General features: G+C 58.2%; 11 protein-coding genes. 9 read left to right on the top strand and 2 right to left on the bottom strand.

The window, feature by feature from the left end; translation table 11 throughout:
* Positions 1-129: 129 nt before the first annotated feature.
* From QP400_RS08125 to QP400_RS08105, 5 genes are all read left to right on the top strand, one after another.
* Complete coding sequence (locus QP400_RS08125) at positions 130-1,269, top strand: sensor histidine kinase (RefSeq protein ID WP_004806944.1); 1,140 nt, start codon at positions 130-132, stop codon at positions 1,267-1,269.
* 18 nt (positions 1,270-1,287) lie between these two features.
* Entirely contained in the window at positions 1,288-1,992 is a 705-nt protein-coding gene (locus QP400_RS08120) for a response regulator (protein ID WP_004806942.1), read from the top strand.
* Positions 1,993-2,102: 110 nt separating this feature from the next.
* The gene (locus tag QP400_RS08115; RefSeq protein WP_004806940.1) at positions 2,103-2,654 is read left to right on the top strand and encodes a CarD family transcriptional regulator; all 552 of its coding nucleotides are present in this window, start codon (positions 2,103-2,105) and stop codon (positions 2,652-2,654) included.
* On the top strand, positions 2,654-3,370 hold the full coding sequence (gene ispD / locus QP400_RS08110) for a 2-C-methyl-D-erythritol 4-phosphate cytidylyltransferase (protein ID WP_004806938.1): 717 nt from the start codon (positions 2,654-2,656) through the stop codon (positions 3,368-3,370). The genes QP400_RS08115 and ispD overlap by 1 nt, the downstream gene beginning before the upstream one ends.
* Before the next feature lie 323 nt (positions 3,371-3,693).
* The gene (locus QP400_RS08105) at positions 3,694-4,608 is read left to right on the top strand and encodes a putative endonuclease domain-containing protein (RefSeq protein ID WP_141740518.1); all 915 of its coding nucleotides are present in this window, start codon (positions 3,694-3,696) and stop codon (positions 4,606-4,608) included.
* A 237-nt stretch (positions 4,609-4,845) separates the two neighbouring features.
* Here QP400_RS08105 and QP400_RS08100 read toward each other — a convergent pair whose 3' ends face one another.
* On the bottom strand, positions 4,846-6,171 hold the full coding sequence (locus QP400_RS08100) for an MFS transporter (protein ID WP_004806933.1): 1,326 nt from the start codon (positions 6,169-6,171) through the stop codon (positions 4,846-4,848).
* Positions 6,172-6,279: 108 nt separating this feature from the next.
* On the opposite strand from QP400_RS08100, the gene ispF reads away from it, so the two are divergent.
* The gene (gene ispF / locus QP400_RS08095) at positions 6,280-6,783 is read left to right on the top strand and encodes a 2-C-methyl-D-erythritol 2,4-cyclodiphosphate synthase (RefSeq protein WP_004806931.1); all 504 of its coding nucleotides are present in this window, start codon (positions 6,280-6,282) and stop codon (positions 6,781-6,783) included.
* Positions 6,764-7,582: a spermidine synthase gene (locus QP400_RS08090; protein ID WP_004806929.1), complete on the top strand. Its 819-nt coding sequence runs from the start codon at positions 6,764-6,766 to the stop codon at positions 7,580-7,582. The genes ispF and QP400_RS08090 overlap by 20 nt, the downstream gene beginning before the upstream one ends.
* Before the next feature lie 2 nt (positions 7,583-7,584).
* On the opposite strand, the gene QP400_RS08085 is transcribed toward QP400_RS08090, so the two are convergent.
* Entirely contained in the window at positions 7,585-8,700 is a 1,116-nt protein-coding gene (locus tag QP400_RS08085; protein ID WP_004806927.1) for a methyltransferase domain-containing protein, read from the bottom strand.
* A gap of 47 nt (positions 8,701-8,747) precedes the next feature.
* On the opposite strand from QP400_RS08085, the gene cysS reads away from it, so the two are divergent.
* Complete coding sequence (cysS, locus tag QP400_RS08080; protein ID WP_004806925.1) at positions 8,748-10,244, top strand: cysteine--tRNA ligase; 1,497 nt, start codon at positions 8,748-8,750, stop codon at positions 10,242-10,244.
* A 158-nt stretch (positions 10,245-10,402) separates the two neighbouring features.
* The gene (gene fucP, locus QP400_RS08075) at positions 10,403-11,737 is read left to right on the top strand and encodes an L-fucose:H+ symporter permease (RefSeq protein WP_004806923.1); all 1,335 of its coding nucleotides are present in this window, start codon (positions 10,403-10,405) and stop codon (positions 11,735-11,737) included.
* The last annotated feature ends 50 nt before the right edge of the window (positions 11,738-11,787 follow it).

Below are 11,787 nucleotides of genomic sequence, written 5' to 3'. Positions count from 1 at the left end.
TTAGACCAATAGTTGTGCAGCTTTTATCTAACCAGTCACCAGTGAACTGAAGTCGGTATCTAAGTGAACAATGAGTTAATCCTACAGTTGCGTTAGTCACCGCGTCCTACTTCGGCGTATGTTTTAAAAATGAGCTTAGGCGTAACCATTCTCGCGGCACTCCTGGGCCTCACTGTAGGGGTGGGATCTATGGTGGCTTACTTCGTTTCTGAAAGATCCCGCCGCAAACCAATCGAAATTGAACGGCCAGTTCTTTCCTCTGACCTACTTTCAGTGCTTGCGGTAATCCCCGGTAGCGCCATTGTGCTTGACGAAAAAGACAGGGTGCTGCGCGCCGGTGCCTCCGCCCTCGCCTACGGCTTCATTCAAAACGACCAGGTAGTGAGCCAAGAGCTGCTGCGTGACGTGCATGAACTGCGCTCCCAGGGGCGTGTCAGCGAACGTAAACTAATCGTCGACAAGGGCGGAAATCCGCCTAAGCCACTGCGCCTGCAAGTGCGCGTAGCCCCACTGGCACATGGGTTGGTGCTCATCCTGGTACAGGATGTTTCAGCCGCCGAACGGGTGCAAGACATGCGCATCGACTTCACCGCCAACGTTTCGCACGAACTAAAAACACCAATCGGAGCCATCCGCCTGCTCACCGAGACTATCCGCGACAACGCGGACGATCCCAAAGCCGTGGCCCGCTTTTCAAAGAACTTGGAAAAAGAGGCAGACCGGCTCTCCGCCCTCGTCCGCGACATCATGGACCTGTCGCGCGTGTCAGTTGAAGACCCGCTAGCGAAGGGGATAGCCGTAACGGTCGACTCGGTGGTGCGCGAAGCAACCGACCGCTGCCGCATCCTGGCTGAAGAATCCGGGGTAACCCTGAAGGTAGGCGACCCCTGCTATGCCCGCGTGTACGGCGATCGCGACCAACTCATTACTGCCGTTCGCAACCTAATCGACAACGCGATCCGCTATTCTGAACCCAACACTCCCGTATCCGTTTCCGCCAAAGTTGAAGATGACCTGGTGCGAATAGCCGTAGTAGATCGCGGCATAGGCATTCCCGCTAAAGCCCGCAACCGTATTTTTGAACGGTTCTACCGAGTCGACAAAGCCAGGTCTCGCCAAACTGGGGGCACCGGGCTGGGATTGGCAATCGTAAAGCACATTGCTGCCGAGCATAGAGGTACTGTGACCTGCTGGTCTACCGAAGGAGCAGGATCAACATTTACCCTTGTATTACCCGAAGCATCTGAGCTGCGCGGCAACGACGACTAACAAGGAGGGGTGCAGCCCATGGTCACGATCATGGTGGTCGAGGACGAACCAAACTTTCTGGAACCGCTAACCTTCAACCTCGAAAAGGACGGCTACAAAGTAATTGGGTGCGAGGACGGGGAAACCGCCCTCAAGACCTTTGCCGCCAACGATGTTGACCTGGTGGTGCTCGACCTGATGCTGCCCGGCGTGGACGGAGTCGAAGTGTGCAGGCAGATCCGGAAGACGTCCTCGGTACCAATCGTCATGTTGACCGCCCGCGACGACGTGGTAGACCGCGTCGTCGGGCTTGAGGTTGGAGCGGATGACTACGTGTCGAAGCCCTACTCCTATCGAGAACTGGCCGCACGCATCAAAGCGGTGTTGCGCCGTGGTGGCACAGACGCCCTAGACAGCGAAGTGCTAGAGGTTGGCAACGTCCGCATGGACGTGGAACGGCACCAAGTGTTGGTGGGGGGCAAGGAAGTAACCATGCCTCTTCGTGAATTCGAATTGCTGGAACTGTTGCTGCGGAACCGGGATCGCGTCTTGACTCGCGGGCAGATCCTGGATCGGCTGTGGGGCGCCAACTTTATAGGCGACACAAAGACGCTGGACGTGCACATCAAGAGGGTACGGTCGCACATCGAGGGCAATCCCTCCAAACCGAAACTGCTGGTAACGGTACGTGGGCTCGGCTACAAGATCACCAGTCCTCGGGCTACCAGCCACCCAGCCAACTAATAGGGCGTTCTGCCTATCCAGGCGGTCTTTGCCCGCAGCGATATGCGGGGCTGCGGGCCTAGCGCATGTTAGGATGGAAGTCTGAAACTATGGTTAAAGGGGCTAAAAACATGACCTTTGAAGTCGGCGAAACAGTCGTATACCCGCACCACGGTGCGGCCGTTATCGAAGATGTCTCGACTCGCATGCTCAAGGGCGAAGAAAAACTTTACCTGACTTTGCGCGTGGCGCAGGGCGACCTGACCATCCAAGTTCCCGCAGAAAACTGCGAAATGGTGGGAGTGCGCGACGTGGTGGATCAGAAGGGGCTCAAGGAAGTCCACGAGGTCCTTATGGAACAGAACACCGAAGAGCCCACTAACTGGTCGCGGCGGTACAAGGCCAACGTGGAAAAGATTGCTACCGGTGACATTGTGCGCGTAGCTGAAGTTGTGCGCGACCTGTCCCGCCGCGACAACGAGAAGGGCCTTTCTGCAGGTGAAAAGCGGATGCTCGCAAAGGCTCGGCAGATTCTGATTTCCGAGCTGGCGCTTGCTCGCGAAACTGACGAGGAGGAAGCCACCGCCCAGCTAGACAAGGTGTTGGCAGAATCTGATCCGACCTTGCAGGCCGAAGCCGAAGAGGCCGCCGAAAAGGTCAAGGAAGCCAAAAAGGCGAAGTAGTGCGGCCCTGTTGGGCGGTCATCACTGCCGCCGGATCGGGGGTGCGCCTGGGGTGTGAGGGCCCCAAAGCGCTGGTTGACGTAGCGGGGCGGTCCATGCTGTCCCGCTCGCTCGACATTTTCAAAGCGGATCCGCAGGTAGAGCGCATCTGCGTGACCGCGCCGGTCGAATGGGTGGACCGTTTTGGTGCGCTCGTCGGCCCAGGCGTAAGGGTCGTGCCGGGCGGCACTGACCGGCAAACTTCCGTGCGTGCCGGTATCGAAGCGGTCAGCGATAATGCAGCCTGGCCGAATACGCAGGCCGAGGGCGCGATGCTGCTTATTCACGATGCGGCAAGACCATTTACTCCGGCCGAAGTGCTCCGGAGGATCATCGAACGATTAGAGGCCGGGGCTAATGCTGTGCTTCCGGCTGTCCCGGTCACGGATACCATTCGCCAGGTGGGTGCGGACGGGAGCCAAAATTCGGCAAGCCAGGTGGCGGGCGCCCTCGTCGATAGAAGTGGGCTGAGGGCAATGCAGACTCCGCAAGGTTTCGATGCGGACTTTATTTGTCAGGCTTACCGGCAAGTTGGCGATGTCAGTGCGTTCACAGACGATGGGGCAATAGCGCAGGCAGTAGGCGAACAGGTGGTGCTAGTGCCCGGCGACTCCATGTCTTTCAAGATCACCGTTCCGCTAGATTTGCAGTTGGCTGAGGCAGTAGCCGCCCTCTAACCAGTATTTGTGTCGAAAGCCTATCGGATGGTCGACGGCGTATCGGAATGCGTGCAGTAAGGTATGCCCTGGATAAAATGGTGTGCTCTCGGCATTCTAGAAGCTATCCTCAGCAAAACTATCCACAGGCGTGTAAGAAGTAGCCTGGAAATAAAATCTGTACATGGCGACAATCTGAGCAGATCTCCTCCTCAGATCGGATTCAAATGTTGCCAGAACTATTGCGCAAGTCATCCGTAAGTCGCCGCGCGCTCAGCAAAAGCATTGAGACTGGAAGTATTGTCGATGCGGGCAGATCATTCTGCTTTCGAATACCGCCAGGCTTGCGACGTTGGCAGCTGCGTAATTTTGTTGCACTAGGACGGATGCTGGCTATCCAGGCGCGAAGTAAGAAAGAACTGGTGTTTATTGGCAAAGCAGCAGCGTTACTACACGAACTACCTGTATTTGGGTCGCTGCCACACATAGATTTCAGTTCGGGACTCAGCACCCATCTGGTACTTCCTGGCGGGCGGGCAGTTTCCGAGGGCGGGGATTCCATCGTCTTTGGCAGTGCGCTTGCTCGTGGTCACCGGCGTCGACCGAAAGCTACTACGAAGTTAGAAGGTAGCCTCTGCGCCTCCAGCCTCCAAGAGACATGTGCCCAGGCAGCAATGAATGCGTCTGGGGCGCAGGCGCTCGCAATATTGGATGCGGCACTTCGCACGTATATCCCCCAATCTGTGCTCCGCACTCGCAATGTAGATGGCTACGCGGCAATTGCGCGTCAAAGTATCTTTGAAATCCTGAATAGGAATGCCTCTACCCGCGGTATTAGGGGAGCGCGGGAGCTGCTTGCTATAGCTAGTCCGCTTTGCGAATCGCCTGCTGAATCTTTGGCGCACTATAGTGCCTACCTGTCTGGGCTGGAATATGTCCTCCAACATAAAGTCTGGGCAGTTCAGAAGCATTTTTACTTGGACCTATATTTCCCTAAATATGGGGTTGCGATTGAGATTGACGGTTTTGGAAAATATGTGGATTTGAGCAAACGAACTACTCAGCAGACGATTGATGCCGAGCATTCTCGCCAGAATCTGATTCAGTCTGGTGGCATTAAGGTAATCAGGACGAATTGGAACGATTTGCAAGATAGTAATGCCAACGCCAGATATTTTCTGCAGTTGTGCAAGCAATCTGGGCGGCCGTTGCGCCATACCTATACTCGGGCAACGAGAGCGCTAGAGCATTCGTGGTAGTGCGTTAAGGGCTGCTAATAGCATCCACGTCGAAAGCACATTGAACAGTTGGCGGCCTATCGAAAAGTGCGCCGTAGGGTGTGCTTTGGACCAAATGATGTGCTTTGAGCGGGGCAATGCGCCGCGAGCAAGACGATAGGCTTTCGGGGGGGGGAAAAAAAGAAAAAGGCGACCAGGGAGCCCCCCCCCAATAAGGGAGCCCCCCTCGAATAGAGGCACCAGTTACACGTAATCAGCCTAGTTTTCGTGGCTAATGTGCTCTAGGCGAGCATCGGCGGCGCGCACAGGCAGCAGCAGTAGCAGCCCAACCAGCAGCACGAAACCGATCCCTAGAATGCCGAAGTAGGTGGCGTTCTGCAGCCCAGTAATCTTGCCGCCCAGCCAGATCGAGAACCCGAACATGGCCGGCGCCAGCGGGGTGGCCGCCCTACCTGTGGTTTGGTACAGACCGAAGACCTCGCCCTCGTTGCCTTTGGGAATACGGCGGGCCAGGAAAGACCTAGACGCCGACTGTGCAGGCCCAACCCAAATGCACAGGAATAGGCCTAGCACCCAGAAGACGACCTTCCCACCATCGTGCATGAAGAAGATGGCGAGGGCGGCGATCACCAGGGAGCTGAGCGACAACACCATCAGCGACTTGGGGCCGAATTTGTCGTCAAAGTAGCCCAGTCCGAAGGTGAAGATGCCGGCCACGACGTTGGCGGCGACGCCGAATAGAAGTACTTCGGCCGAGGAGAACCCGAACGTGGTGGCTGCAATCATGCCGCCGTAGGTGAAGACTCCGGAAAGCCCGTCTCGGAAGATAGCGGAGGCAAATAGGAAGTAGAGCAGGTGGGGCGACTTATGGAACAGAGTTTTTACCGTCTGCCACAGGTTCTTGTAGGACTGGATGAAAGATTCGCGTTCCATCTGATCGGCACCCGGCACCGCCCTGCCAGGAACGGCCTTCAGTACGGGCAGGTAAAGCAGCAGCGACCAGATTGCCGCTACTAGCATTGCCACGCGCACCGGCAAGCCATTTTCTCGGGAAACGGGAATGAGGGCGTCCTCGGAAATAAGCCCAAAGTTCAGTATGAGCAGCAAGAATATGCCCGCAAAGTAACCGGACGCCCATCCCAGTCCGGAGATGCGTCCAACGGTTTGTGGGGTGGAAACTCGTGGGAGCATGGCGTAGTAGTTTACGGAAGCAAATTCGGAAAAGACGGTTCCCAAACCTAGCAGGAATACCCCGAAGTACAGGTAGGAAGGGGTTGGTTGAACTAGTGCCATGGCTGCTAGAGCGGCCACCACGATCATCGAGAAGATCCCGAGCCAGGCCGTGCCTTTGCCGCGGCGATCGGCCCTCTGCCCGGTGATGGGGGCGGTGAGGGCGACGAGCAAGCCGGCAATGCCCATGCCGAAAGAGACCGCTTGGGTGGTGTGGTTTTCGGTGCCAAATCCTGAAGAGGTTAGGTAGACACTGAAAACGAAGGTAGTGGCAACCGCGTTGATTCCTGCGCTGCCCGCGTCCCACGCTGCCCAGGCAGCAACTTGCTTCTTGCTTATTGATCGGTTAGACACTAGCTCAGGCTATAACGAATAGGTGAACTGTAGGGATACTAATTGGTATCTGTTGGCAAATAGATGGGCCGGCGGCGGGGAAGTTACTCGGTTGGATATGCTTGAGCCATGAGCTTCGTTGTTCCTCGCGTGGGCATTGGCACTGATGTGCATGCCTTTTCTTCCGATCCTGAATGCGAACTATGGTTGGCCTGTTTGAAGTGGGATGGCCCGGGTTTGGAGGGGCATTCCGATGCCGACGTGGCTGCCCATGCCGCCTGCGATGCGGTGTTGCAGGCTGCGGCTTTAGGCGATTTGGGAACGAACTTTGGTACTGACCGGCCAGAATGGGCGGGTGCGTCCGGGGGCGCATTCCTGGCGGAGGTGGCGCGGATGGTTGCCGCGAAGGGGCTGCAGATCGGCAATGTGGCCGTGCAGGTGATTGGTAATAAGCCGCGGATGGGCAAGCGTTATGCGGAATGCAATGCGGCCATGTCGAAGGCTCTTGGCGCTCCGGTGACGGTTTCTGCTACCACTTCCGATGGGCTGGGATTTACAGGTAGGGGCGAGGGCGTAGCCGCAGTTGCTACGGCACTAGTATTTCCGAGGCAAGATGGCACACAAGAAGACTAAGCGTTCGAAGCGTTCCAGTGAATCGGAGCTGCTTCCGACTCGCATTGATACGGGGATGCAATTGGCGCAGGTGCGCCAGTGGGGGAGCGGATGGATGCTTTATTTGGACGGTGCCGAATCGTCTTTCATTGATCCTGACCGCCCCGAATTGTTGGAGTTTGAGTACCACCAGCACATGGATCTGCTGGTGCAGGTGGCGTTTGGGGATCAGCCGGTGCGGGCGTTGCATCTGGGTGGAGCCGGCTGTGCTTTGGCGAGGGCATGGGCAAAGACACGCCCTGGCAGTCAGAATACGGCGGTCGAGATCGATCCTGTTTTGGCTGAGAAGGTGCGTGAGTGGTTCGCGCTGCCGCGTTCGCCCTTGCTGCGTATCCGAGTTGGGGAGGCAGCGGCTGAGCTTGCCGCCACCCGCCCAGGCAGCTGGGATGTGGTGATTCGGGACGTGTTCGCGAACCGGGAGGTGCCGGAAGCGTGCGCTACCGCTGAATTTTTTGCCTCAGCAATGCGGGCTGTGGGCGAGGGCGTGTTCCTTGCGAACGTGACCAGTGCTGATGGCATTGGCAAGGCCAGAGAGCAATTGCAGCTGCTGCTTGACGCTGCCCATCACGCGCAAAAGCAGGCGGGGGTTACCGAGGTAGCCGGGCCGACCGTGGTAGCGGTGGCTGACCCGGCGGTGGTGAAGCGCGCTAGGCACGGCAATATTGTGCTTGCGGCCTGCGTTGGTGGCTGGGACGTGAACGACATAGATCGGGCGTGCCGCCGACTCCCACTGCCAGCCCGTTGCTACCGCGCTTTGTAGGCTTAGTCGGCCAGCAGTTCTACCAGTACTTCGGCGTGGTTCGTCTGGGGGAACATGTCGAAGAGACGGGCTCGGCGCAGCCGGTAATTGCTAAGGACTTGCAGATCTTTGGCCAGGGTTTTGGGGTTGCAGCTGGAGTATAGGATTCGCCTGGCTCCGCCCTCGTTTAGCGCTGTGGCAAGCTTTTTCCCAATGCCGCGCCGGGGTGGGTTCACTACGACGAGGGCGGGCTTTTCAGTTTGCGCCAACGCCCATTCGGTGGCATCGCCGGTTTCGAAGCGGGCGTGCAATCCCTGTGCTGTGGCCGCGTCGCGGGCGCACGCAATTGCCGCGTCGATGGCTTCTACGCCAGCTACTTCCCACCCCGCTTTAGCGAGGGTGAGGGCGAAGCCTCCCACTCCGCAGTAAAGATCCCAGGCTTTCCCGTCCGGGGTGCCTGCCCAATCGCGGGCCTGCGCGTACAGCCCGCGAGCAACGGTGGTGTTGGTTTGGAAGAAGCTGCGCCTATCGAGCTGCAGGTCGACGCCTACCGGCATGGTCAGGCGGGCACCTTCTGTAAGGGGAACTTCTTCGGCGCCCTCTAAAAGGGCAACGTGCTCCGGGTGCAAGTTGATGGAGGCCGCTACTAGCTGCGGCAATTCTGCCTGCAACCCGGCTAGAGCGCGCCGCAGCGGCACAATCGAAGCGGCGGTGCGGCACACGAACCTGACCTGCAGGTGGCCGGCAGGATTCGCGCTGACAATTACGGTGCGCAACTGGCCTTTGTGAGTGGCCGGATCGTAAGGCTTTAGGTCGGTCCTTGTCAGCGCCCTCCTGATGGGGGCGAAGGCGGCTCGTACCGGTGCCTCGTAAAGGCCGCATGCCGTTAGGTCTTGCACGCCCTTGCCGGGTGCGAGAATGCCTAGTTGGTAAGGGCCAGACCGGCCCTTTCGTCCTACAGCCAGCTTCGCCTTATTGCGAAATCCGCTTTCGGGGCCGCAGAAAGGTTCGGCCCAAAAATCGCCCTCGGGCAGCATTGCGGAAACTTTTGCCTGCTTAGAGGCAACTTGCGCGTCGTAAGGAGTGCCCATCAAGGTACACGAGCGGCACTTTCCGGCATCAAAGTAGGCGCACTGCATGTGAACTATATTAACCGCGCTTTAGTCTGCTTCGATACACTTGCACTGTGACTTTGAAACTTCATGACTCCAAGACCCGTAAGACCACTCCCTTCGAACCGGTAACGCCCGGGCAGGTGTGTATTTACGTCTGTGGGGCTACAGTGCAGGGCAGCCCCCACATCGGGCACATGCGTTCCGCCCTGGCATTTGACGTTGCCGTGCGCTGGTTCCTGCGTTCGGGATACAAGGTCACTTACGTGCGTAACGTGACCGATATTGATGACAAGATTTTGGCAAAGTCTATCGAGGAAGGGCAGCCCTGGTGGGCGCACGCCTACAAGTACGAGCAGGAATTTGCTAAGGCCTACCGCGATTTGGGCACCCTGACTCCTACCTACGAACCGCACGCTACCGCGCACATCCCTGACCAGATTGCCATGGTGCAACGGCTGATCGACGCCGGCCACGCCTATTCTGACGGGCAGGGTAGCGTCTACTTCGACGTGCATTCGCTAAAGGACTACGGTTCGCTCACCCACCAGCGGCTCGAGGACCTGGCTACTACCGAGGACGAATCTCAGATCGACCAGGACGTGGAAGCAGGCAAGCGCGACCCGCGCGATTTCGCCCTCTGGAAGGCTGCGAAGGACAGCGAACCTGACACTGCTAAGTGGGACAGTCCGTGGGGCAAGGGGCGGCCAGGTTGGCACCTGGAATGCTCGGCCATGTCGCGGCGCTACTTGGGCGACGAATTCGACATCCACGCCGGTGGCATCGACCTGCGTTTCCCGCACCACGAGAACGAGCAGGCCCAGTCGCACGGCGCTGGTTACGGCTTTGCCCGCCGCTGGATGCACAACGCGTGGGTAACCATTAAAGGCGAGAAGATGTCCAAGTCGTTGGGCAATTCCCTGATCGTCCAGAACATATTGGATCAGTACCCGGCCGTGCTGGTGCGCTTCACACTGGGCACGGTCCACTACCGTTCCACCGTCGAATACTCGGAAGATTCCCTGAAGGCTGCCGATGCCGTCTGGCAGAAACTGGCAGGATTCGTCACTCGCGCCCAGAAGGCCCTTGGTGGGGACGTGCTGCAGGATGTGCAGGCCCCTAGTGGGGACCAGGTGTGGCGGCACTGGTATGGCGCTGACTCTTCCTCGGCGAAACTGCAGGGCGTGCCCGTAACGGACGCTTTCGCCCAGGCACTGGATGACGACCTCAATGTGGCCGGCGCGCTCGCGGCAGTTCACGAGAAGGTCCGCGAAGGCAATGCCGCGTTGCAGAGCGGGGACAAGGACGCGCTACGAGAGGCAGTACTTTCCGTCCGCGCCATGTTGGACACGCTCGGCTTGGATCCGGCGGGCGACCAGTGGGGTGGCAGCCAGGTAGTGGATTCGCACGAGGGCGCCCTCGACACTCTGGTCGGCGAATTGATCAAGCAGCGTGGTGCTGCCCGCGCAGAAAAAGACTGGGCAACCGCGGATGCAATTCGTGATCAACTCACGGCAGCCGGAATTGTTGTCGAAGATGGAGCCGATGGAGCCCACTGGCACCTATCCTGACATGGTTCTTTAGGCCCACATAACTGAATAATTTGCCGCCTATGCTTCACGGTAGCGGAAAAGCGAGTGTGGTATAGGCGGCATTTAACTTTGCAAACTGCCTCTGGTGTGCGAAAGTTTTTCGTTGTTCGTAAAAAACTGACGAAAGGGTAGCGCCCATGAGCCAGGTTGCGTCCTCGCCCCGCCCTTCCCAGAAGATAGGGATTGTGTACGAAGGGGCTGGAGCCTCATTTGCTTTGATGGTTATCTGTTTCGCCGCATGGGGTGTAGCTGCAACCATGACGGACCCGATGGTCAAGGTATTCGGGTCGGTCTTTTCGATGGGCGCTTTCCAATCTTCACTGGTGCAGTCCGCCTACTACGGTGCCTATTTCTTCCTGGCTTTGCCGGCAGCGTTCTTGAACGCTCGGTTGGGTTACAAGGCGGGCGTAATAGTGGGGCTGGGCCTGGCTGCTGCCGGGGGCATGATGTTCTATCCGGCCTCGAAAGTAATGACCTTTGGCATGTTCATTGCTGCCCTGTTCACCCTGGCTTCGGGGCTATCCATTCTGGAAACGTCCGCGAACCCGTACGTGATGTCTATGGGGCCGGAACAGAATTCGACGCGCCGGCTCAACTTCGCGCAGGCTTTCAACCCGATTGGCGCCAACCTGGGCGTATTCATGGCCGCCACTTTTATCCTGCCCTACATTAGCCCGGCCACTCCCGCCCAGCGCGCGTCCATGACCCCTGCCGCCCTGCGCGCAACCCAGTCCGTGGAATTGCAGGCCATCATGGGCCCGTACCTGCTGCTGGCGTTGGTGTACGTGGTGATTTTGTTGGGCATCTGGTTTACCAAGCCCCAGTCCCACAGTGGTGGGAATGTGGAAGAAGAACAGCACGTTGCCGGTAACCCGGCCGATTCGCGGCTGATGCGGCTGATGTTCAACCGGCACTACAGCTTCGGGGTGGTGGCCCAGTTCTTCAACTTGGGCGCACAAACCTGCATCTGGACCTACACGCTGCACTACGTCACCGACGCCCTCGGCATCCCGGATACGAAGGGTGGCTGGTGGCTGCAGGGCTCTTTGCTGATCTTCCTTGTTTCGCGCTTCGTCATGGTAGCGATCATGGGTAAGTTCGATGCCCGCAAGCTGATGGTGCTGATGTGCACGGTGGGAGTAGTGCTCACCTTGGTTGCTGTTGCAACCGGCAACATTGTTGGGGCGGTATGTGTGGTTGCCCTGTCTGCCTGCCTATCTTTGCTGTTCCCCACCATTTACGGGGTAGCCCTGGAAGGGCTGGGGGCCGACACCAAGTTCGGCGCTGCCGGGTTGGTAATGGCAATCCTGGGTGGAGCCGTCATGCCCATGGTGCAGGGCTGGCTGCTGGACAAGACTTCGGCCTCTTTCAGCTACGTAATTCCCGCCCTGTGCCTCACTATTATTCTGGCTTACGCCATCTATGTGGTGCGCGTGCCGGCGCTGCGTCCTTCTGCCGAGGGCGGCTGCTAAAGCTAACGCAAAACGGATAAGTAACGTCCCGGGGATAAGCGAGAGATCCC

The organism is Winkia sp. UMB3158 (genome assembly GCF_030217145.1).
GTDB classification, from domain to species: domain Bacteria; phylum Actinomycetota; class Actinomycetes; order Actinomycetales; family Actinomycetaceae; genus Winkia; species Winkia anitrata.
Note: the sequence above shows the minus strand (reverse complement) of the source record. Positions and strands in the feature narration are given on the sequence as shown.

Excerpts from the sequence above, each read along its gene's own strand:
- QP400_RS08125 (WP_004806944.1), top strand. The coding sequence starts at position 130 with ATGAGCTTAGGCGTAACCATTCTCGCGGCACTCCTGGGCCTCACTGTA.
- QP400_RS08120 (WP_004806942.1), top strand. The coding sequence starts at position 1,288 with ATGGTCACGATCATGGTGGTCGAGGACGAACCAAACTTTCTGGAACCG.
- QP400_RS08115 (WP_004806940.1), top strand. The coding sequence starts at position 2,103 with ATGACCTTTGAAGTCGGCGAAACAGTCGTATACCCGCACCACGGTGCG.
- ispF (WP_004806931.1), top strand. The coding sequence starts at position 6,280 with ATGAGCTTCGTTGTTCCTCGCGTGGGCATTGGCACTGATGTGCATGCC.
- QP400_RS08090 (WP_004806929.1), top strand. The coding sequence starts at position 6,764 with ATGGCACACAAGAAGACTAAGCGTTCGAAGCGTTCCAGTGAATCGGAG.
- QP400_RS08085 (WP_004806927.1), bottom strand. The coding sequence starts at position 8,700 with ATGCAGTGCGCCTACTTTGATGCCGGAAAGTGCCGCTCGTGTACCTTG.
- fucP (WP_004806923.1), top strand. The coding sequence starts at position 10,403 with ATGAGCCAGGTTGCGTCCTCGCCCCGCCCTTCCCAGAAGATAGGGATT.